Source organism: Mesorhizobium sp. URHB0026, assembly GCF_054059755.1.
Genome location: NZ_JBSSCN010000001.1, coordinates 488,229 through 508,090, shown reverse-complemented (window position 1 = coordinate 508,090; position 19,862 = coordinate 488,229). Strand labels below are relative to the sequence as shown.

The 19,862-nt window shown below is 64.3% G+C and carries 17 protein-coding genes and 1 pseudogene; 9 read left to right on the top strand and 9 right to left on the bottom strand.

Annotated features, from left to right (window positions below; genetic code table 11):
- Window positions 1-47: 47 nt before the first annotated feature.
- From ACVWWD_RS02535 to ACVWWD_RS02515, 5 genes are all read right to left on the bottom strand, one after another.
- Complete coding sequence (locus ACVWWD_RS02535) at window positions 48-977, bottom strand: heme-dependent oxidative N-demethylase family protein (protein ID WP_352552673.1); 930 nt, start codon at window positions 975-977, stop codon at window positions 48-50.
- Between the two features lie 3 nt (window positions 978-980).
- Complete coding sequence (locus ACVWWD_RS02530) at window positions 981-1,643, bottom strand: aminotransferase class IV family protein (RefSeq protein ID WP_352552675.1); 663 nt, start codon at window positions 1,641-1,643, stop codon at window positions 981-983.
- A complete protein-coding gene (locus tag ACVWWD_RS02525) occupies window positions 1,592-2,746 on the bottom strand; it encodes an aminodeoxychorismate synthase component I (RefSeq protein ID WP_435054045.1) in 1,155 nt (384 codons plus the stop codon). Before ACVWWD_RS02525 ends, ACVWWD_RS02530 begins: the two co-directional genes overlap by 52 nt.
- A 162-nt stretch (window positions 2,747-2,908) precedes the next feature.
- Window positions 2,909-3,643, bottom strand: coding sequence for a proton-conducting membrane transporter (locus tag ACVWWD_RS02520; RefSeq protein ID WP_457102894.1), 735 nt, complete (start codon window positions 3,641-3,643; stop codon window positions 2,909-2,911).
- A 355-nt stretch (window positions 3,644-3,998) separates the two neighbouring features.
- Window positions 3,999-5,837, bottom strand: a complete 1,839-nt coding sequence (locus ACVWWD_RS02515; RefSeq protein WP_352552162.1) for a M3 family oligoendopeptidase — start codon at window positions 5,835-5,837, stop codon at window positions 3,999-4,001.
- A gap of 191 nt (window positions 5,838-6,028) precedes the next feature.
- Here ACVWWD_RS02515 and ACVWWD_RS02510 point away from each other — a divergent pair.
- Together ACVWWD_RS02510 and ACVWWD_RS02505 are read left to right on the top strand one after the other, a co-directional pair.
- Window positions 6,029-7,571: pseudogene (locus ACVWWD_RS02510) on the top strand (sigma-54-dependent transcriptional regulator).
- A 368-nt stretch (window positions 7,572-7,939) separates the two neighbouring features.
- Window positions 7,940-9,790, top strand: a complete 1,851-nt coding sequence (locus ACVWWD_RS02505) for a DUF882 domain-containing protein (RefSeq protein WP_435054038.1) — start codon at window positions 7,940-7,942, stop codon at window positions 9,788-9,790.
- Between the two features lie 446 nt (window positions 9,791-10,236).
- Here ACVWWD_RS02505 and ACVWWD_RS02500 read toward each other — a convergent pair whose 3' ends face one another.
- Window positions 10,237-10,875, bottom strand: a complete 639-nt coding sequence (locus tag ACVWWD_RS02500; protein WP_023781290.1) for a 2-dehydro-3-deoxy-phosphogluconate aldolase — start codon at window positions 10,873-10,875, stop codon at window positions 10,237-10,239.
- 196 nt (window positions 10,876-11,071) lie between these two features.
- Here ACVWWD_RS02500 and trhO point away from each other — a divergent pair, with 196 nt between their 5' ends.
- From trhO to ACVWWD_RS02485, 3 genes are all read left to right on the top strand, one after another.
- The gene (trhO, locus tag ACVWWD_RS02495) at window positions 11,072-12,004 is read left to right on the top strand and encodes an oxygen-dependent tRNA uridine(34) hydroxylase TrhO (RefSeq protein ID WP_352552168.1); all 933 of its coding nucleotides are present in this window, start codon (window positions 11,072-11,074) and stop codon (window positions 12,002-12,004) included.
- Window positions 12,005-12,121: 117 nt separating this feature from the next.
- Window positions 12,122-12,859 (top strand): tellurite resistance TerB family protein, encoded by a 738-nt coding sequence (locus tag ACVWWD_RS02490; protein ID WP_023781292.1) that lies wholly within the window; start codon window positions 12,122-12,124, stop codon window positions 12,857-12,859.
- A gap of 302 nt (window positions 12,860-13,161) precedes the next feature.
- On the top strand, window positions 13,162-13,917 hold the full coding sequence (locus ACVWWD_RS02485) for an SDR family oxidoreductase (RefSeq protein ID WP_023781294.1): 756 nt from the start codon (window positions 13,162-13,164) through the stop codon (window positions 13,915-13,917).
- A 33-nt stretch (window positions 13,918-13,950) separates the two neighbouring features.
- On the opposite strand, the gene ACVWWD_RS02480 is transcribed toward ACVWWD_RS02485, so the two are convergent.
- Together ACVWWD_RS02480 and ACVWWD_RS02475 are read right to left on the bottom strand one after the other, a co-directional pair.
- The gene (locus ACVWWD_RS02480) at window positions 13,951-14,325 is read right to left on the bottom strand and encodes a YciI family protein (protein WP_023781295.1); all 375 of its coding nucleotides are present in this window, start codon (window positions 14,323-14,325) and stop codon (window positions 13,951-13,953) included.
- 148 nt (window positions 14,326-14,473) lie between these two features.
- The gene (locus tag ACVWWD_RS02475) at window positions 14,474-15,658 is read right to left on the bottom strand and encodes a pyridoxal phosphate-dependent aminotransferase (protein ID WP_023770483.1); all 1,185 of its coding nucleotides are present in this window, start codon (window positions 15,656-15,658) and stop codon (window positions 14,474-14,476) included.
- A gap of 83 nt (window positions 15,659-15,741) precedes the next feature.
- Between ACVWWD_RS02475 and ACVWWD_RS02470 the strand changes: the two genes are divergently transcribed.
- From ACVWWD_RS02470 to denD, 4 genes are all read left to right on the top strand, one after another.
- Window positions 15,742-16,428 (top strand): GNAT family N-acetyltransferase, encoded by a 687-nt coding sequence (locus ACVWWD_RS02470; protein WP_352552172.1) that lies wholly within the window; start codon window positions 15,742-15,744, stop codon window positions 16,426-16,428.
- A 14-nt stretch (window positions 16,429-16,442) separates the two neighbouring features.
- Entirely contained in the window at window positions 16,443-17,411 is a 969-nt protein-coding gene (locus tag ACVWWD_RS02465) for a cation diffusion facilitator family transporter (protein WP_023770481.1), read from the top strand.
- A gap of 89 nt (window positions 17,412-17,500) precedes the next feature.
- Window positions 17,501-17,710 (top strand): hypothetical protein, encoded by a 210-nt coding sequence (locus ACVWWD_RS02460; protein WP_015315870.1) that lies wholly within the window; start codon window positions 17,501-17,503, stop codon window positions 17,708-17,710.
- 12 nt (window positions 17,711-17,722) lie between these two features.
- Window positions 17,723-18,703, top strand: a complete 981-nt coding sequence (denD, locus tag ACVWWD_RS02455; RefSeq protein ID WP_023770479.1) for a D-erythronate dehydrogenase — start codon at window positions 17,723-17,725, stop codon at window positions 18,701-18,703.
- A 38-nt stretch (window positions 18,704-18,741) separates the two neighbouring features.
- Here the strand turns inward: denD and ACVWWD_RS02450 are convergent, their stop codons facing one another.
- Window positions 18,742-19,836 carry a HoxN/HupN/NixA family nickel/cobalt transporter gene (locus ACVWWD_RS02450; protein ID WP_435054039.1) on the bottom strand — a complete coding sequence of 365 codons (1,095 nt, stop codon included), beginning with the start codon at window positions 19,834-19,836 and terminating at the stop codon, window positions 18,742-18,744.
- Window positions 19,837-19,862 lie beyond the last annotated feature (26 nt).

The following is a 19,862-nucleotide window of genomic DNA, read 5'->3' as shown; positions in this document are numbered from 1 at the left end:
ACACCACAGATCATTGTCACAAACCAGCGAAAAGCGCCAACCAGCGACTACGCGTGCTTGGCCATGTGGTTAAGGACAGCGATCAGCCGATCGCGATCCGATGTCAGGCCCTTGTAGTCGAGCTGGGCGACATCGAGCGCTTCGAGCTGCGCGGCAAAGGACGCTGCCAGCGTTGCCCGGTCCGGGTGCCGCGCCAGCACGGCGAGCGGGTCAAGATGGATGCGGATGGTGAACAGGATGTCGCGTGAGGCGGGCAGTTTGCGCAGCGTCTGACGCTCGACCCGGATGAAGGCGTGCGTCTTCACGTCACCGTCGGGGAAACGCGTCGGCCGGCTGGTGGCCCGGTCGATGCGCTCGATATTGGACAGCGGATGGTAGAGTGCATCGCCTGATTGGATCGACCAATTGTAACGTTCGACAGCCTGGCCCTGCAGGCCATCGAACATCCGGTTGATCACATCGGCCGGCCTTGTGCCTGGGCCGAAGCCCGGCACCGGCTCGTGGATTTGCTGCAGCGGCTTGCCGAATTTTTCGACAAGCGACCAGGACGAGGGAAAGCACAGCGAACCCGCGGCGAGCCGCCAGCCGTCTTCGCCCCGCCGCATGAGGATCAGGTCTTCCTGGACCAGCAGCGAGGCCGCGACGAGGGGGGCGCCGGCGAGGCTGGAGGGGATCGTGGGACGGCTCGTCGCACCCACGACCGCAACGCCTGCATCGCTGCGCCGGTGGGTGTCGGGAAATCTTTCCGGCAGGTAAGCGCCGAGCAATTCGAGCACTTCCTGCTGGGCGTCGCGCGTACCGTCCTGCTCGACAAAGACTCGTTCAGGGACTTCGGCATAGAGCCGGCGCTTTTCGGCGAGGTAGGGCAGCAAATGGCCGTCTACCTCGATCCAGTCCGCGGGGTCGAGCGGCTTCAGCCCGATGGTGAAGAGTTTCGACGAGCCGTCGTACGGCGTGTGGGCGGGTAGGGACGTCATGCCTCAGATCAGTCTTGCCGGGATCAGCCCGCGCAGCGAATTGCCGACGAACAGCGCCTTGGCGGATTTCAGGTCATTCAAGCTGTAGATTGCTTCACTGGCGCGGCCTTCATCCAGAAGCGCGCCGCGCAGTACGCCAGGCAGCAGGCCGCAGTCGAGCCGGGGTGTTGCCAGCACCCCGTCGCCGAAATCGGCGAAGACATTGGTGATCGTGCCTTCGCAGATCTCGCCGCGCTCATTGGCCAGCAGCACCTCATCGGCCTGGGTGACGAGGTATTCGGAGCGGGCATGGGTGTAGAGCTGCCGCCGGCTGGTCTTGTGGCGCAGCAGCATGTTGCTCGAATCGAGCCTCGTCCGCGCCAGCCGCAGCGCCCATACCTTGTCTGCGGCAAGCGGTTCATAGGGCTGCGCCGAGGCGTTGGCCTGGCCATTGCGCGACAGGGAGAGCCGCGTGCGCATGGCGACGAGCGATCGATCGGCCGCGTTGCTCAGGACCTCGCCAACCCTTTGCGGATCATAGCTGAAGCCCAGTTCCGCCGCCGAGCCATAAAGGCGTGCAAGATGGCGATCGAGGCGCAGGAAGCCCGAGGCGGGCTCCCAGCGGATGGTCTCGATCAGCTCGAAACCGGCGGTGTCCCCGTCGCGAAGCGGGCTTTGAGCAGACATTCCTGGTACTCCTCTTCCGCGACCGAATCGAAGACGATGCCGCCGCCGACATTGTAGACGGCCTCGCCGCTGGCAAAGAGCGAGATGGTGCGGATCGCCACGGAAAAGCGCATCGTGCCGCCGGGTGCGATCCAGCCAATGGCGCCGCAATAGACATCGCGCGACGTGGCCTCCAGATCGTGCAGGATCTCCATGGCGCGGATCTTCGGCGCGCCGGTGATCGAGCCGCAGGGAAACAGCGCCGCGAACACCTGTCGTATCGAGAGCCCGGGCAGCAGCTTGGCCCTGACGTCGCTCACCATCTGGTGCACGGTCGGGTAGGTCTCGATGCGGAACAGTTCCGGCACCTCCAGCGTGCCGACCTCGCTGATCAGCGATATGTCGTTGCGCAGGAGGTCGACGATCATCCGGTTCTCGGCCTGGTTCTTCTCGTCATTGCGCAGGAAATTCTTCTGCCGCTCGTCCTCGTCCCTGGTTGCGCCGCGCGGTGCGGTACCCTTCATCGGATGCGTCTCGATCATCCCCGCCGCATCGATCTCGAAGAACAGTTCGGGCGAGCGCGACAAGACGATCGGATCGCCCAGCGCGATCAGGGCGCCATATTTCACCGGCTGACGCTCGGTCAGGGCGTCGAAGGCGGCGAGCGGATCGCCGGACCATTGCGCGTGCACCGGAAAGGTCAGGTTGCCCTGGTAGCAATCGCCTTGCCTGATGTGCCGATGCAACCGCGAGAACCGCTTCTCGTAGTCCTCGAACGACCACGTCGCCCTTGCGTCGAAGATCGGGCCGTTGGTCGGCGTGCTTGGCGGCGGCACCGCTTCTTCCTCAGGAGCATCGAAGACCCCGAGGCAGACCAGCGGGGCCCGGCGCCGGCCCGGCAGCAAGGGAACGAGTTTCGGTTCCAGCAGGTAACCGGCCTCGTAGGAGAAATAGCCGGCCAGCCATTTGCCGGCATCGTGCGCGGCCTGCGCCGCTTGCAGCGCCGCCGGGAAGTCCTTGGCCTCATGCGCGACGATGACATCGGCGGGCCGCTCGAAAACGAGCTGGCGCGCGCTTTCGTCGTTGCGGAAAATTGCGGCGGGCAGGGACATGGGAACCGGGATCGATGGAGCCGACGATCGCTCTATATGGGGGGCCGGGCGCGCGCAATCGAGGGAACGGCACCCTGTCCCTCAAAGCCGACCTTTGCCGGATCGAACCTTGCCGGCAAAAGAAAGCGGCGGCGCCCTTGGCGCCGCCGGTCACATGGCCTCTGTATCCGTCGTTCAGGTATTGCTGGCGGTTCCGGCCGTCGGAAACTGCTTGGCGAATTCGGCCTCGTTGCCAGCGGCGAGCAGCTTGGCCTGCTCGATCCAGCGTTCGCGCGCGATGCGGCCGTCGAAGTTCATCACGTCCTCGATCCGCTTGATGTCGGCTGATGTCCAGCCGGCGATCTGGGCGTATGTGGTGACGCCTTGCGCCTTGAGCAGCTTTTCGTTGACTGGGCCGATGCCGATCAGCCGGCGCAGATTATCAGGGTTGCCCGACGCCGGCTTGGCCGCCGGCGGTGCGGCCTTCTTGGCGGCTGCCGAACTCTTGGCCGCCGAAGCAGTGGCGGCCGCGGGTTTGCTCGCGGCGGGTTTGGCGGCGGCGGCTTTCGCCGGCGCGGCCCTTGCAACTGGTTTGGCAGGAGCAGCCTTGGCCGCCGCCGGAGCGGATTTGGCCGCGGCCGGCGTCGACATCAAGGCCGCCGGTGGCTGACTTGACGCCTTTGCTCCGCCGGCGCCCGACGAGGCCTGCGCCTCGCGCAGCTGACGCTCGAGGTCGGAGCGGGTCTTGCCGCATGCACCGAGTTCGCCGGTCAGGCGGTCGCTGTCGGCGCGCAACTTGTCGCGCTCGCTGCGGGTGCGATCGAGGTCGCCGCGAAGACTGTCGAGCTCACCGCGCAGGCGTCCCCAGATGAACCAGCCGACCAACACGCCTACCAACAACGCCAGGACCACGTAGAAAAAAGTGCCCATTGTCTCTCTCCAGTCAGATCCGTCTGCCGTGGGTCATGGCCTTCGGCGCAGGACTACTCGATGATGGTTCCGCGGTTCGCGGAACAGCCGGCTTCGGTCAAGCTGTCGGCGATCGGCTTTGCCTGCCCATGGCCAACGGCCGTTGTCGCGTTCGCCTGAGCGCCACGGCCGGGCTGAGATTCCCTCGCCGATCCGCATGCGCTCCGGCTTAGCTTAAAGGGAAAGCTATCATAGAGCTTGCGGAAAGCTATGGGAAAATGTCGATGTAGAGTTCTTCAAGAACAAATATTTAGGGCAAGAATAGCGCGGCCCAAACATGCATTCCGGCTAACTGTTCTTGCTGGCGAGAGGCGTCTCAGTCGTCGAGCGTTTCCAGCTCGTCGATCAGGCCGCCGATCACGCCGAGCCCGATCTGCCAGAAGGCCGGATCGGTGGCGTCGAGGCCGAAGGGTGCCAGAAGCTGCGAATGATGCTTGGTGCCGCCGGCACGCAGCATCTCGAAATATTTGTCCTGAAAGCCGCGTTCGGCATTCTGGTAGACGGCGTAGAGCGAGTTCACCAGGCAGTCGCCGAACGCATAGGCATAGACGTAGAAGGGCGAGTGGATGAAGTGCGGAATGTAGGTCCAGAACACCTCGTAGCCCTCGCGCAACTTGATCGCGGGCCCCAGGCTTTCGGCCTGCACCTCCAGCCAGAACTCGCCCAGCCTGTCTGATGTCAATTCGCCGTTGCGACGCTCGGCATGCACCTTGCGCTCGAATTCATAGAAGGCGACCTGGCGCACCACCGTGTTGATCATGTCCTCGACCTTCTGGGCGAGCATGGCTTTGCGCTCGCGCCGGTCGGTGGTCTGCTCGAGCAGCGAGCGGAAGGTCAGCATCTCGCCGAAGACGGATGCCGTCTCCGCCAGCGTCAGCGGCGTCGAGGCCATCAGCGCGCCCTGGCCGGCGGCCAGCACCTGATGCACGCCGTGTCCTAGTTCATGCGCCAACGTCATCACGTCGCGCGGCTTGCCCATGTAGTTGAGCAGCACATAGGGGTGAGCCGAGGGTACGGTCGGATGTGCGAAGGCGCCCGGCGACTTGCCCGGACGCACCGGCGCGTCGATCCAGTTGCGGTCGAAGAAGGTGCGCGCGATCTCGGCCATCTCGGGCGAGAAGCGGTGATAGGCCGACAGAACCGTGTTCCTGGCCTCATCCCAGCCGATCACCGCTTGCGGCGTCTCCGGCAAAGGCGCGTTGCGGTCCCAGTGGTTCATCACTTCCATGCCGAGCCAGCGCGCCTTCATCGCATAATAGCGGTGCGACAGGCGCGGATAGGCCTCGCGCACGGCGGTGGCGAGCGCATCGACCACGCCGCGTTCGACGCGGTTGGCGAGGTGGCGTGAATCGGCAATGTCCTTGAAGCCGCGCCAGCGGTCCGAAATTTCCTTGTCCTTGGCAAGCGTGTTGGTGATCAGCGTGAAGGTGCGCAGGTTCTTGCGGAAGGTCGTGGCCAACGCCTCCGAGGCGCGGCGGCGGACCTCGCCGTCGGCATCCTGCAGGCGATTGAGGGCCGGCTCCAGCGTCAGTTCCTCGCCGTCGATATCGAAGCGAAGATCGGTCATCGTCTCGTCGAAGAGGCGGTTCCAGGCGCCGCGCCCGGTTATCGATTTCTCGTGGAAAAGCTGCTCGACGCGGTCCTCGAGCTGATAGGGCTTGTCCATCCTGAGATCGAGCACCCACGGGCGGTAATGCCCGAAGGCGGGATCGGCGGCCAGCGCGCCCTCGATCGCCGCATCGTCGATCAGGTTCAGCTCAAGCGCGAAGAACAACAGATGCGCGCTGGCGTCGGTCATCTTCTCCTGGATGTCGCCATAGAGCTTGGCGCGCTGCGGATCGGCGGTGTTGCCGGCATAAACGAGGCCGGCATACGAGACGATACGGCCGATCAGTTCCTCAAGTGCCTCGTACGCGGCCAGTGCCTCCCCCAGCCTGCCGGTACTGCCGCGCCCGGCCTCGGCGGCGAGCGTGCCTTTCCAGCGGGCCTCGAATGCGACGGCGTCGGCGGCCGCCTTGGCAATGTCACGCTTCAGTTCCGGCGCGTCCATGCCGGCATAAAGGTCGGCGAGGTTCCATTCCGGCAGATCGCCAAGCCCGGCAGCGCCCTGACCGGACGCTGGCGCTGCAATCCGCCGATCAAACATCATGCGCATCGAGATACCTTCTTTGAATCAAGTGGCCTGGGTTGAATCACGTGGCCGCAATCACGGAGCCGGACTCAACGGGAATAGAGAAGCCCGTCAAATCCTAAGGAATTCGTTCACCGGGTTTTTTGAAACCTTATTTAGAACCCTGTGCCAAGATGATCCATGGGGTTTTCGGGCGCGGGCGAAGCAAGACAGTCATGACAGGTTCCATACTCATAGTCGATGACGATCCCGTGCAGCGCCGGCTGCTCGAGGCCGCGGTGACGCGGTTCGGCCATACCGCGATCGTTGTGGATGGCGGTACCGCCGGCCTCGAAGTTCTCGACGGGCCTGGCGCCCGCGATGTCTCGGTCGTGATCCTCGACCTTGTCATGCCCGGTCTCGACGGCATCGGCGTGCTGAAGGCGATGCGCGAGCGCGACATCAATACGCCGGTCATCGTGCAGACCGCGCAGGGCGGCATCGAAACCGTGGTTTCGGCGATGCGCCACGGCGCTTTCGATTTTGTCGTCAAGCCGGCTTCGCCCGACAGGCTACAGGCCTCGATCTCCAATGCGCTCAAGGTCGAGGCGGTAGAGGGCGAGGTCAAGCGCACGTCGCGCAAACGCGGCGGGCTGCTGACCTTCAGGGACATGATCACCCACAGTCCGGCCATGGACCGGGTGATACGTCTCGGCCAGAAAGCGGCGGCCTCTCACATCCCGATCCTGATCGAGGGCGAGTCCGGCGTCGGCAAGGAACTGGTGGCGCGTGCCATCCAGGGCAGCGGCGACCGCCGCTCGAAACCCTTCGTCACCGTCAATTGCGGCGCCATTCCCGACAATCTGGTGGAATCCATCCTGTTCGGCCATGAGAAAGGCTCGTTCACCGGCGCCACCGACAAGCACACCGGCAAATTCGTCGAGGCGCATTCCGGCACGCTGTTCCTCGACGAGATCGGCGACCTGCCGCTCGACGTTCAGGTCAAGCTGCTGCGCGCAGTCCAGGAAGGCGAGGTCGATCCGGTCGGCGGCCGCTCGACCGTCAAGGTCGACATCCGGCTCATCTCGGCGACGCACCGCAACCTCCTGCAACAGGTCAAGGACGGCAAATTCCGCGAGGATCTGTTCTACCGGCTGAACGTCTACCCGATCTTCGTGCCGCCGCTGCGCGACCGCCGCGACGACATTCCCCATCTGGTCACGCATTTCATGGAGAAGGTGGCGCCGGCCGACCCGCGCCATCGGCTGAAAGGCATTTCGGCGGCAGCACTTGCGGTGTCTGCAGGCTTATGACTGGCCCGGCAACATCCGGCAGCTCGAAAACGCCGTCTTCCGCGCCTCGGTGCTGTGCGAAGGCGATGTGTTGACCGCCGATGATTTCCCGCAGATCCGGGCGCAGGTGGAAGGCACCGTCAATCTCGACCGGGACGACACGTTGGCAGCAAGCAGCGCTGCGCCGCCGCCGTCGCTGGAGCCGCGCGACGAGGACGTTGTGCCCGACCGGATGGCTCCGGCGGCTGTGCTGCCGGCCGGGGTCCAGTCCCGATTCGGCATGCTGCGGGCGCTCGACGAGCGTGGCAATGTGCGTGCCCTGGCCGATGTCGAACTTGAAATGATCAAGCTCGCCATTGACCATTACAATGGCCAGATGAGCGAGGTCGCCCGCCGGCTCGGCATCGGTCGCTCGACGCTCTACCGCAAGCTCAAGGAATACGGCATCGACCCGGAAACCGGCCGCGTAGACAGGCTCGCTTCCTGAACCGCAAGGCCGGGGCCAGCTTCCTTCGCCATTATCTGGTCTGACAGAGCGCCGTCGCCGGATAATGGCGGCGCTCGACGGGGTATTGTTCACGCATTGAGGCCGGCGGTAACAGATCGTGTTCGACCAAAGCCGGAATCTTAATGTAAACCAGCGGTTTACCAACATACCTTGCGGACAATTTTTGACGGGATATCGCCATGGTCTTACCGCATTTTGGCTTCAATAAGCGATGATTAACCATTAGGATCGATATTCGGATGTGAAAATGACACGTCCGTTTGGGGAAATCCGGGGACAAACGGCAGCCTGCAAGGCCTTTTGATTTGAATAGAATCGAACGACTCACAAACGGGCGGCACTATCATTTGAGCGTCTGGCCGAGATGGTTGGCGGCGGTGATTGTCGCATTTGGTCTTGTTGCAGCGGCCGCTACGGGCGCCCAGGCCGAAGTTCGTTCGCTGAAGCTCTACCATCTCCACACGCATGAGAAGGCGGAGATCGTCTACAAGCGCAATGGTCGCTACGTTCCCGAAGGCCTGAGGAAGATCAACATCATTCTGCGCGACTGGCGTCGCAACGAGCCGACCAAGATGGACCCGCGTCTGCTGGACCTGGTCTGGGAGGCGTATCGGGAAAGCGGCGCCACCGATTATATCCAGGTCGTCTGCGGCTACCGTTCGCCGTCGACCAATTCGATGCTGCGCAGCCGCAGCCGCGGTGTCGCCGAAAAGAGCCAGCATATGCTTGGCAAGGCGATGGATTTCTACATTCCCGGCGTACCGCTGAGGAAATTGCGCAACATCGGCCTCAAGATGCAGGGCGGTGGCGTCGGCTATTATCCGACCTCCGGTTCGCCATTCGTCCACATGGATGTCGGCAATGTGCGCCACTGGCCCGGCATCAGCCGCCAGGAACTGGTCAGCCTGTTCCCCAATGGCAAGACGCTGCATGTGCCGAGCGATGGTCGGCCGCTGCCCGGCTATGAACAGGCGCTGGCCTCCTACAAGTCGCGCAAGGGTTCGGGCACACCGAATATCGAAGTGGCCAGCGCCGGCGGCAGCGGCAAGAAATCCGGCGGGTTCCTCGCTGCCTTCTTCGGCGGCGGCGGCGGCGACGAGGCCGACGACAGCGCCGACGTCGAGACCGCTTCGGCGGCACCTGCGCCCAAGGCTAGAAATCTGAAGCCGGCCGTGACAGCCAAGAGCGGCAACCTGCCTGGCATCGCCATCGTGGCCCCCGAGAATGCCCAGCGCGCCGATATTCCGCGGATTGCCGACGAGCAGGCTCCGGAACCGGAGAAGGACACGCCGGAGACAATCATCGCGGCGCTGCCGGCCAAGGAAATCCCGCTGCCCGATTTCGCGCCGCGGCCGAAGGCCGATGTCGGCGCACAGACGCCTGAAAACGTTCCCTTCGCCACGGCGGATGCGACGGCCACCACGGAACAGGCCGTGGCGACCGCGCAGGCGCCGGCGAACATGCCTTTCGGCAAGGCCGATCCGGCAGTGCTAGCAGCGGCCGCGGCCGCCGATCCGGCGCAGGTCGCCGTCAACAACATCCCCTTGCCGACATGGCGTCCCGAACGCACGCTGCCGGCGGATCTCGCGCCGCCGCCCAGCAAGGATGTGCTGATGGCGCTGGCCGAAACGGCTGACCAAGGCAAGACCGCGACGGATGCGTTCTCCGTGGTGCCGACGGCGCGTCCCGAGCCGGCCAAGCCGGATGCCGTCAAGGCCGTGCTCGACGAGGCCAATGCCAATGCCAAGGTCGGCGCCGCCGACGAATATCAGCTGGCCTCGCTATCCGTAGAACCGCGTTCGGCCTTCAACGATCCGTCTGGTATCGATGCGGCATCGCCGCGCCAGGCTGTTGCCGGCCGGCCGGCCGGTTCGGATCCGGCCGCCGCGATCGGCGCCGGTGTGAAGACGACCCGCAAGGAAGCCAGGGCCACCGCCCGCGATCAGAAGCCCGGCCCCAGGGCCGTGGTGGTTGCCGCGGCGCCGCAGGCCGCCCGCTGGGCACTGACCAGCGGCGAGAACGTCGCCACCGTTTCGAGTGCGACGACCGCGCCGGGTTACGCCTACAACATCGTGCATACGCCGCCGAGCGAGGTCTATACGGCCGGCTTCCAGCAGGACAATCAGGTCGCCGACGCCAATCGCTTTACCGGCAACGCCGTCAAATTCCTGTCCGTCGCCCGCTTCCAGACGAAGTAACGAGCAGGCCGCAACATGCTGAGGCCGCGCCGGGCGACCCGCGCGGACTTTTGCTAACCCAGAGTGCGATACAGGCGGTTTCCGATCCCTGAGGATCACGCGCGGCTGAACTTCTCGTGAAGCGGGAACGGCTCACTCATTTCCGGTTTGGTGCGGGTACGCTCCAACCCGACGATACTCATGAAAAAGATTCTACTGGCAGCAGTTGTGGCGTGGCGGCAGCATCGGCCGCGATCGCTCCGTCACAGGCGGAGACCGTTGTCGTCATGACCGACAATCATATGCACATGATGAAGAAGCATTGCCGCGCTGAGGTGGTGACGCACTGGCGGCACCATCGCAAGGAGACGGTGAAGGTCTGCAACTGATCGCAATCTGGATTAGCCAGTCAAGAAAACCCGGTCGACGCTGGTCGGCCGGGTTTTTTCATGCCGTCCGGAAAGACGCTATTTCCCGAGCTCGCTGGCAGCGCGTGCGAGCGCTTCGATCTCGTCCCACTTGCCGGCCTTGACCATGTCGTCGGGCGCCACCCACGAGCCGCCGACGCAGATGACATTGGACAGGCTGAGATAATCGGCCGCGTTCTTGCTGGTGATGCCGCCGGTCGGGCAAAATTTGACGTCCGCCAGCGGCGAGGCAAAAGCCTTGAGCGAAGCGATGCCGCCGGACTGTTCGGCCGGGAAGAATTTCAGGAAGCGCAGGCCGGCTTCGCGCGCGGCCATGATCTCGCCGGGCGTGATGGCGCCGGGCAGCAGCGGAACTTCGCTGTCGGAGGCGGCAGCCAGAAGCTCGCGGGTGATGCCGGGGCTGACGATGAAGCGCGAACCGGCCGCGGCCGCTTCGTCGAACTGGCTGGCATCCAGAATAGTGCCGGCGCCGACAATGGCTTCGCCGACTTCGCCCGCCACGCGACGGATCGCTTCGAGCGCATCCGCGGTCCTAAGCGTGATCTCGATCGCCGGCAAACCGCCGCGCGCCAGGGCACGGGCCAGCGGCACCGCATCGGCAACGTTGGCGATCTTCAACACCGGGATGACCGGCTGGCCATTGAGGAGCGACAGGAGGTTCTCGGTCTTGCTGGACATTCGGTCTCTCCTTGTCGGCGGCGTATCGATGGGATTTCAACCGATTAGCAGACCGGTATTGCCATGTCCACGGAACCGGTCGCGGCGCGATGTCACGCGTTGCCGCTCAGCTTAAAGGTTCTCGACATGGCCATGACAGACGGATCGAACCCGTTTCACTTGAATCGGCTTCTACTAGCGTCTAGTTGCTCTGGCAATGACAACACTGTCCGCGCCGTCCCAGCCAGTCCGCGTCGCCGCACTCTACCGTTTTGCCCGGCTCGATGCTTTCGAGGCGTTGCGCGCGCCGCTTGCTGCCTTCTGCTGCGGGCGCGGCATCAAGGGCACGCTGCTCCTGTCGCATGAGGGCATCAACGGCACCGTCGCCGGCAGCGACGAGGCGATCGCCGCGCTGATCGAACAGATCGAAGCGATCGACGGCCTGTCAGGTCTCGAGGTCAAGTACAGCAGTGCCGCGGCCATGCCATTCCATCGCATGAAGGTGCGGCTGAAGCGCGAGATCGTCACCATGGGCGTCGAGACCATCGACCCGGCCGCAAGTGCCGGCACCTATGTGGAGGCGGGCGACTGGAATGCGCTGATCTCGCAAGCCGACACGATCGTCATCGATACGCGCAATGCCTATGAGGTCTCTATCGGCAGCTTCAAGGGCGCCGTCGACCCGGCGACCGCGAGCTTTCGCGAATTCCCGGCCTGGGTCGAAGCGCACCGGGCGGATCTCGAAGGACGCAAGGTTGCGATGTTCTGCACCGGCGGCATTCGCTGCGAAAAGGCGACCGCCTATGTGAAGTCGCTCGGCTTCGAGGACGTGTTCCACCTCAAGGGGGGCATCCTCAAATACCTTGAGGAGGTTCCAGCGGAGCAGAGCCTGTGGCAAGGCGAGTGCTTCGTCTTCGACGAGCGGGTTTCGGTGTCGCACGGCCTCGCGGTGGGCACCGGGGAACTCTGCCGCGCATGCCGCCATCCCCTGATGGAGAGCGACCTGGTGTCGCCGAAATATGCCGTCGGGGTTTCCTGCCCGCGCTGCTTCGATGCCCGCTCGGACAAAGACCGGAAGCGCTACGCGGAGCGGCAGCGACAGGTCGAGCTCGCGCAAGCCCGGGGTAGGGGACCGCACATCGGGTCCTGATCGAGGGCACCGGAGCCCAGCAAACCGGGGCTCTGTCATTGCAATGGCAACCCTCGGGACCTACCTCTTCGGCGTTCGAAACCTGCCCGTTCGGCCGGGCAAATCCTGGAGGCGTTGATGTTCGATCCCAAGAAGCTTCTCGACGATCTGCTCGGCTCGCAAGTTCCCGGTGCCAGCGGCACGGTCCGCGACAAAGCCGGCCAGGCGGTGCAGATGGCCAAGGACAATCCGCTGGCCGCCGGCGCGCTGGCCGCCGTGCTGCTTGGGACCGGCGCCGGCCGGCAGGTGACGGGTGCCGCGGTGAAGCTCGGCGGCTTGGCCGCCATCGGCGGTCTCGCCTACAAGGCCTACCAGAACTACAAGGCCGGCAACGCACCGGAACAGGCGCCCGCCGCCAGCGAGCCGGAATTGCTGCCGCCGCCCAAGGACACCGCCTTCCACCCCTCGCAGGCGCCGCAAGGCGAGGACGAGTTCACGCTGACCCTGGTGCGGGCGATGATCTCGGCGGCTAAGGCCGACGGCCATGTCGACGACGAAGAACGCCGGAAGATCGCCGGCAAGCTCAGCCTCGCCGGGATCGGCACCGATGCGGAAAAATTCCTGATGGCGGAGTTAGAGAGCCCACTCGACCTCGACGCGCTGGTGGCGGGTGCTCATACCGATGCGCAGAAGCTCGAACTCTACACGGCGTCGCGCCTCACCATCGACCCCGACTCGCGCGCCGAGCGCGGCTATCTCGACCTGCTCGCCGGACGGCTTGGCCTGCCGGACGCGCTGGTCGACCATGTCGAGGCGACGGTTTTCGCGGCCAAGGTGCCGGCCAAGGCAGGAACTTCACCCAATCCGCGCTGGTAAGGTCAAATCGGCACAGGCGGGCCTTCCGGCGTTAGTCTTTCGTTAACTCAGGAAGCGCATGATTCTACACAGTCGGATCGGCTTTTCCTCCTCCCAAGCCCGGTCCAGATCAGGGCGGTCGCCAATGACCGCCCTTTTTGTCGGCCCATGCAGGCTGCCCTCCAACCAAATGGCTTCACTTTTCGAGGGCATGTCCCGGTGGCCGCGCTTGCCATCGCTGCCATCATTTGCGATGCCTTCTCCACTCGAACCAAATTTGTAGATCAGGCGAGCACGCACTGCGCTGCCGGAGGACATCAGCCATGACCGAGCAAAGAACCGCCATCGTCACTGGCGCCGGCACCGGGATCGGAAAGAGCGTAGCCACGGCATTGCTCAAGGCCGGCTGGAACACGGTGTTCTGCGGGCGCCGCAAGCCGGTGCTGGATGCCGCGATCGCCGAGGCCGGACCGACCGAGGCCAGGGCGTTGGCGGTTGCCTGCGACATCAGCAAGGCCAGTGAAGTCGACGATCTGTTCGAGACCGTGGCGGAGGCTTTCGGGCGGGTCGATCTGCTCTTCAACAATGCAGGCATGGGCTACAAGTCGACGCCGATCGACGAAATCCCGATCGAGGTCTGGAACGATGTCGTCAGCGTCAACCTCACCGGATCTTTCTTGTGCGCGCGCGCGGCGTTCGGCGCCATGCGCAAGCAGAAGCCGATGGGCGGCCGCATCATCAACAATGGTTCGGTGTCGGCCTATGCGCCGCGCCCGGGCTCGGTGCCCTATACGGCGACCAAGCACGCCATCACGGGCCTGACCAAGACACTGGCGCTCGATGGCCGCCCCTATGACATCGCCTGCGGACAGATCGACATCGGCAATGCATTGACCGACATGGCGCAGCCGATGACCGTCGGCGTGCCGCAGGCCAATGGCTCGATATCAGCCGAAGCGGTGATGGATGTCCAGCGCGTCGCCGACGCGGTCGTGCATATGGCCAGCCTGCCGCTCGACGCCAACGTGCTGTTCATGACCGTGATGGCGACCAAGATGCCGTTCGTGGGGCGCGGGTGAGCAGCGGGTGCTGGCGGCGCTTTTGCCCGTGTCTCATTTTTCCGCCAGCGGCACGCCGGGCTTGAAGAGCAGAATGGGCCTTATCTCGTAAACGGCGGTTGGATTAACACGACGAAGGTCGCGGGCGATCTCGATGGCGTCGTCCCTGGTGATGCAATCGACGACATAGAGGCCGAGCAACTGTTCCTTGGTCTCGGCAAAGGGCCCATCGATGATCACACCGTCGCCCGGGCCGCGCAAGGTGCAGGCATCCCGTGTCGTTCCCAGGCGCGCCGACGGCCCAAGCGTGCCTTCCGCATGAAGCCTGGTGTTGATCTTGAGCAACTCGGCCATCAGCGCCGCATCTTCCCGCGGCGTCAGCGCCTCGATCGCATCTTCCACGTGATAGGCAAGGATTGCATAGAACATCCGAGATCCCTCATTGGTCCTGATACCGGAGTTCGTAGCCGTTTTCGGTACGCCCGCACAGCCTCTGGCTACGCGCCTCCGGACGGCTCATGACACCGTCATGGAATGCGGTGGCAGGCTATCCGGCTCGCGCGGCGGACGCTGAAGCTCATCTGGCCAGGAATGCCCCGATCCGTTCCAGCGCGCGCAGGATGTTTTCCTCGGAATTGGCGTAGGAAAGCCTGACATAGCCTTCGCCAAGGATGCCGAAATCGGGACCGCCGATCAGCGCCACGCCGGCCTCGTCGAGCAAAGCGGAGGCGAGTTTCTTTGCCTTCCAGCCGGTCTTCGAGACATTGGGGAAGGCATAGAACGCACCTTTGGGCGTGATGCAGGAGATGTTTGGCAGGGCGTTCAGGCCTTCGACCACGATTTTCCGGCGGTTGTCGAAGGCGCGCATCATGGTGTCGACGTCGTCCTGCGGGCCGTCGATCGCCGCGATGCCGGCGAACTGGCTTGGCGCGTTGACGCAGGACCAGCAATTGACCGCCAGCTTGCGAACCTTGTCATAGAGGTGGGCGCCCTTGTCGCCGTTCGGCCAGATCGACCAGCCCATGCGCCAGCCGGTCATCGCCCAGGTCTTGGACCAGCCGTTGAGCACGATCAGCCGGTCGCGGATCTCGGGAAAGCCAAGCAGCGAGCAATGCGTCTCGCTATCATAAGTCATGACATCGTAGATTTCGTCGGAGAGAATGGCGACGTCTGGATGCTTATCAAGCCCCTTGACCAGCTTCTCGATCTCGGTGCGCGGGGTGACGCCGCCGGTCGGGTTGGCCGGCGAGTTGAGGATCAAGAGCCTGGTCTTCGGCGTGATCAGCCCCAGCGTCTCTTCGGCCGAGAAGGCGAAGCCGTTCTCCTCGCGCATCGGCACGGGAATGGGGGTTGCACCGGTGAACTCGATCATCGAGCGGTAGATGGGAAAGCCGGGGTCTGGATAGAGGATCTCGGCGCCGGGCTCGCCGAACATCAGGATGGCGGCGAACATGGTTGGCTTGCCGCCGGGCAGGATCATCACCGCCTCCGGCGAGACCTCGACGCCGGTGGTCGTCAGCGTGCGCCGCACCACCGCCTCGCGGGTCGCCAGCAAGCCATTGGCCGGCGTGTAGCCATGGTGGCCGTCACGCAGCGCCTTGATCGCCGCCTCGACGATGTGTTGCGGCGTCTTGAAGTCGGGCTGACCGATGCCGAGGTTGACGATGTCACGGCCCTGGCTCGCCAGCGCCGTCGCCCGGGCCAGCACGGCAAAAGCGTTTTCCTCGCCGAGCCGGTCGAAGGCCGAAATCGTGTGGAGCATTTTTCCCGTCCCTGTGGTTCTTACTGTTGGCGAGCGTTTTTGTGAGCGTCCGCCCGCAAAAGTCAAACGGATTGGAGTTTTCGGTGTCGGAAAATCTGAAAGACTGGCAGCCGCGCCCGCGCCCGGAGCGCAAGGTTCTGGAGGGCCGCTATGTCAGGCTCGAGCCATTGAGTGCCGCAACACATGGCGACGGCCTCTATGAAGCGTCTTCCGTGGCCGACGTCGACGGCCGCTTCGCCTGGCTGCCGGACTATCCGCCCGAAACCCGCGCCGCCTTCCAGCCCTGGCTGGACAAGGTGGAGGCGAGCGAGGATCCACTGTTCTTCGCCGTTGTCGACAAGCCAAGCGGCAAGGTCGCCGGCCGCCAGACGCTGATGCGCATCGATCCGACCTATGGCGTTATCGAGATCGGCAACATCTACTGGGGACCGCTCATCTCGCGCAAGCCGGCAGCGACGGAAGCGCAGTTCCTGTTCATGAAATACATCTTCGACGAACTCGGCTATCGCCGCTACGAATGGAAGTGCAACAACCGCAACGAGCCGTCGAAGCGCGCGGCGGAACGGTTCGGCTTCAAGTTCGAGGGTATTTTCCGCCAGCATCTCATCGTCAAGGGTGAAAACCGCGACACCGCGTGGTATTCGATCATCGACAAGGAATGGCCAGCTCTGCGCAAGGCTTATGAAGCCTGGCTCGATCCGGCCAACTTCGACGCCAATGGCCAGCAGAACCGCCGGCTCGAGGATTTTCGCGCGGAATTCGGCGCCTAACGGGAGTTTGCCATTTGGCGCATATCCACGATCACAGCGGGCACGATCACAGCGGCGGCCATGTGCATGGCTCGACGGACAAGAAGCGCGTGCTGATCGCGGCCTGCCTGACCGCCGGCTTCATGGTGGCCGAGGCGCTCGGCGGCCTGTTCACCGGGTCGCTGGCGCTGCTGGCCGATGCCGGCCACATGCTCGCCGACGCCATTGCGCTCGGCTTGGCCTGGTATGCCTTCCATCTGGCGGGCCGGCCGGCAACCGGCCAACTCACCTACGGCTTCGGCCGCGTCAAGACGCTGGTGGCCTACACCAATGGCATCGCCATTTTCGTCATCGCGCTGTGGATCGTATACGAGGCGTGGGATCGCCTGCTGACACCGGCGCCGGTCCTGGGCAGACCGATGCTGGTGGTGGCGATCCTCGGCCTGCTGGTCAATATCGGCTCCTTCCTGGTGCTGCATGGCGGCGATCGAGACAATCTCAACATGCGCGGCGCCATCCTGCATGTGCTCGGCGATCTGCTCGGCTCGGCAGCCGCGATCGTCGCGGCACTGGTCATCCTGGCGACCGGCTGGACGCCGATCGACCCGATCCTGTCCGTGCTGGTCTCGCTGCTGATCCTGTCCACCGCATGGTCGCTGATGCGCGCCGCCGCCCACGTCCTGCTCGAAGGCGTGCCGCCAAGCCTCGATCGCGACCTGATCGCGGGGGACATTCAGGCAACGGTCCAAGGCGTGCGCGAGGTGCACCATATGCATATCTGGTCGCTCGACGGGTCGAGCAGCATGGCGACGCTGCATGCCTGCCTCAACGAGGGCGTCGATGCCCATCAGGCGGTCAGCGCCATCAAGAAGCGGCTTGCCAGCGAGCACGGCATCAGCCATGCCACAGTGGAACCGGAATTCGGCCGGTGCGCCGACGATGGCGACGACCATCATCACGAGCATGAGCACGATGCGGCCGCGCATCACGGCCACTATCACTAGGTCCGATCGATGGCCATTGATCGGACCTGCCTCAGGAGTCCTCCAGCTTTGCAACTCAGCTCGATGAACGACCGCCGTTCCGGTGCGGCATGATGGACCGTGACACGCGCAATGCGGCCATTGCGGCGGTTTGGATCATGCTTCTGTTCGGCATTGCCGCTTTCTACTTGCCGACCGTGATGTTGGCACTCGGCAGTTATTCGACCGTGCTGGCAGGTATCTTCGGCACCGTCTTCGTGCTGGCGTTTTTCCTGGTGTTCTGGTTGCGCGCGCGCACCCAGCGCAAAAATCGGAAGTAAGGGATATCGGACATGCGCATTCTGATCACTGGCGCCGCGGGCATGGTCGGCCGCAAGCTCATCGCCCGGCTGGCCAAGGACGGCACGCTGCGCGGGGAGAAGATCACCGCGCTCGACCTGCACGACATCGTGCCGCCGCAGGCGCCAGCCATGGACGGCGTCAGCGTCGCGCTGCACACGGGTGACCTTGCCGAAGCAGGCGCCGCGGAAAGCCTGGTTGTGTCGCGCCCCGATGTCGTCTTCCACCTCGCCGGCATCGTGTCGGGTGAGGCGGAAGCGAATTTCGACCTCGGTTACCGCGTCAATCTCGACGGCACGCGCGCGCTGTTCGACGCCATCCGGCTGGCAGGGTTTGCGCCGCGCATCGTCTTCACCTCGTCGATCGCGGTGTTCGGCGCGCCATTCCCGGATGTCATACCGGACGAATTCCACCCGACGCCGCTGACCTCCTACGGCACGCAGAAGCAGATGAGCGAAGCGCTGCTGGCAGACTATTCCAGGCGCGGCTTCTTCGACGGCATCGGCATCCGGCTGCCGACGATCTGCGTGCGGCCCGGCAAGCCCAACAAGGCGGCCTCCGGCTTCTTCTCCGGCATCATCCGCGAGCCGTTGAGCGGGCAGGAGGCGATCCTGCCGGTGCCGCGCTCGGTCGTGCATACCCATGCCAGCCCGCGCTCGGCGGTGAATTTCCTGATCCACGGCGCGGAGATTGACGGCGATGCCGTCGGGCCGCGCCGCAACCTGACGATGCCGGGTGTCGCCGTCACGGTCGGCGAACAGATCGAGGCGCTGGAACGGGTGGCCGGATCGAAGACGACAAGCCTCATCCGAGAAGTTCCGGACGAGACGATCTGGGCGATCGTCAAGGGCTGGCCGACCCGCTTCGAGGCGCGCCGGTCAAGGGAACTTGGCTTCAGTGCCGAAAAGAGTTTTGACGAGATCATCCGCGCGCATATCGAGGATGAACTGGGCGGCAACATTCCCAGTTGGTAGCGCACGTTGCCTATCCCATTCCGACGGAATGGTAGGGTCTAAACGCTGCCCGTCAGGCTCGCAGACAGCAGCAGCAGTCCGAACAGAAAGACGAAGGCCGCGCCGCCGATCTCGACGATCGAGTGGATGCGGTTGCCCATGCGGCCGTCGCCGGCGAAATACACCGCCCAGTTCTTGGCGGTCACGGCAAGCGTCGCCAGCGCCGAGACGGTGATGGCGGTTCCGATCGACATCGCCAGCACCGACAGCAGGCCACCGAGCCAGAGCCCGTTGAGCAGCGCGAAGCTCAGCACGATCAGCGCGCCGGAGCAGGGGCGGATGCCGACGGCGGCCACCGCCGTCCAGGCCGTTCGCCAGTCGAACCGATCACCCGACAGCAGCGCCGGATCGGGCGCATGCGAGTGGCCGCAGGTTTCGCGGACCTCGCCGCCGGCGTGGCCGTGATGCGCATGATCGTGCGCGCCGTGGCCGTGATGATCGTGCGAATGGCCATGCCCCTGGTTGTGATCGTCATGCCCGTGCAGTGCGTGGGAATGAGCGTGCGCCGCATGGTCGTGAGCGCCATGCGAATGGCCGGCATGGGAATGACCGGCGTGAGCCGCCGACAGGCTGTAGGCCGGGCCCTTGCCAAACAGGCGCAGGACGGCTGGACCGAGCTTGCGCCATAAAAGCCAGGCGCCAAAGAGGGTGACGAAGACAAAGCTCATGATCTCCATGAACCAGGCCGCGTCGGTCATCGAGATCGCGGTGCCGCGCAGGACGAAATAGGCGACCGCCATCACCAGGATCGCCGTCAGGCCCTGCAGCAGCGCCGAGACGAAGGACAACAGGATGCCGCGCTTCAGCGCCACTTCGTTGGCCACCATATAAGACGAGATCACCGCCTTGCCGTGGCCGGGGCCGGCGGCGTGGAAAATGCCATAGGCGAAGGACAGGCCGATGAGTATCCAGATCTTGCTGTTGTCCTGGCGCATTGCCTTCATGGCTGTCGCCAGCGCGCGGTAGAATTCCTGCTGCCTGAGATTGATCCACATCAGGATATGGGCGAACGGACCGGTGGTGGGTGCCATGCCGTCATTGACGCCGATGCCGAGCGAACTCTGGGCGTGCGCGGCACTGGCGACATGCATCATGGCAAAGGTAAGGGCCAACAGGCCGA

Bases quoted from the DNA above. Each gene is read 5' to 3' on its own strand.
- ACVWWD_RS02535 (WP_352552673.1), bottom strand. From the start codon at position 977: ATGACGTCCCTACCCGCCCACACGCCGTACGACGGCTCGTCGAAACTC.
- ACVWWD_RS02530 (WP_352552675.1), bottom strand. From the start codon at position 1,643: ATGTCTGCTCAAAGCCCGCTTCGCGACGGGGACACCGCCGGTTTCGAG.
- ACVWWD_RS02520 (WP_457102894.1), bottom strand. From the start codon at position 3,643: ATGGGCACTTTTTTCTACGTGGTCCTGGCGTTGTTGGTAGGCGTGTTG.
- ACVWWD_RS02515 (WP_352552162.1), bottom strand. From the start codon at position 5,837: ATGCGCATGATGTTTGATCGGCGGATTGCAGCGCCAGCGTCCGGTCAG.
- ACVWWD_RS02500 (WP_023781290.1), bottom strand. From the start codon at position 10,875: ATGTCCAGCAAGACCGAGAACCTCCTGTCGCTCCTCAATGGCCAGCCG.
- trhO (WP_352552168.1), top strand. From the start codon at position 11,072: ATGACAACACTGTCCGCGCCGTCCCAGCCAGTCCGCGTCGCCGCACTC.
- ACVWWD_RS02490 (WP_023781292.1), top strand. From the start codon at position 12,122: ATGTTCGATCCCAAGAAGCTTCTCGACGATCTGCTCGGCTCGCAAGTT.
- ACVWWD_RS02485 (WP_023781294.1), top strand. From the start codon at position 13,162: ATGACCGAGCAAAGAACCGCCATCGTCACTGGCGCCGGCACCGGGATC.
- ACVWWD_RS02480 (WP_023781295.1), bottom strand. From the start codon at position 14,325: ATGTTCTATGCAATCCTTGCCTATCACGTGGAAGATGCGATCGAGGCG.
- ACVWWD_RS02475 (WP_023770483.1), bottom strand. From the start codon at position 15,658: ATGCTCCACACGATTTCGGCCTTCGACCGGCTCGGCGAGGAAAACGCT.
- ACVWWD_RS02460 (WP_015315870.1), top strand. From the start codon at position 17,501: ATGATGGACCGTGACACGCGCAATGCGGCCATTGCGGCGGTTTGGATC.
- denD (WP_023770479.1), top strand. From the start codon at position 17,723: ATGCGCATTCTGATCACTGGCGCCGCGGGCATGGTCGGCCGCAAGCTC.
- ACVWWD_RS02450 (WP_435054039.1), bottom strand. From the start codon at position 19,836: ATGATGCATGTCGCCAGTGCCGCGCACGCCCAGAGTTCGCTCGGCATC.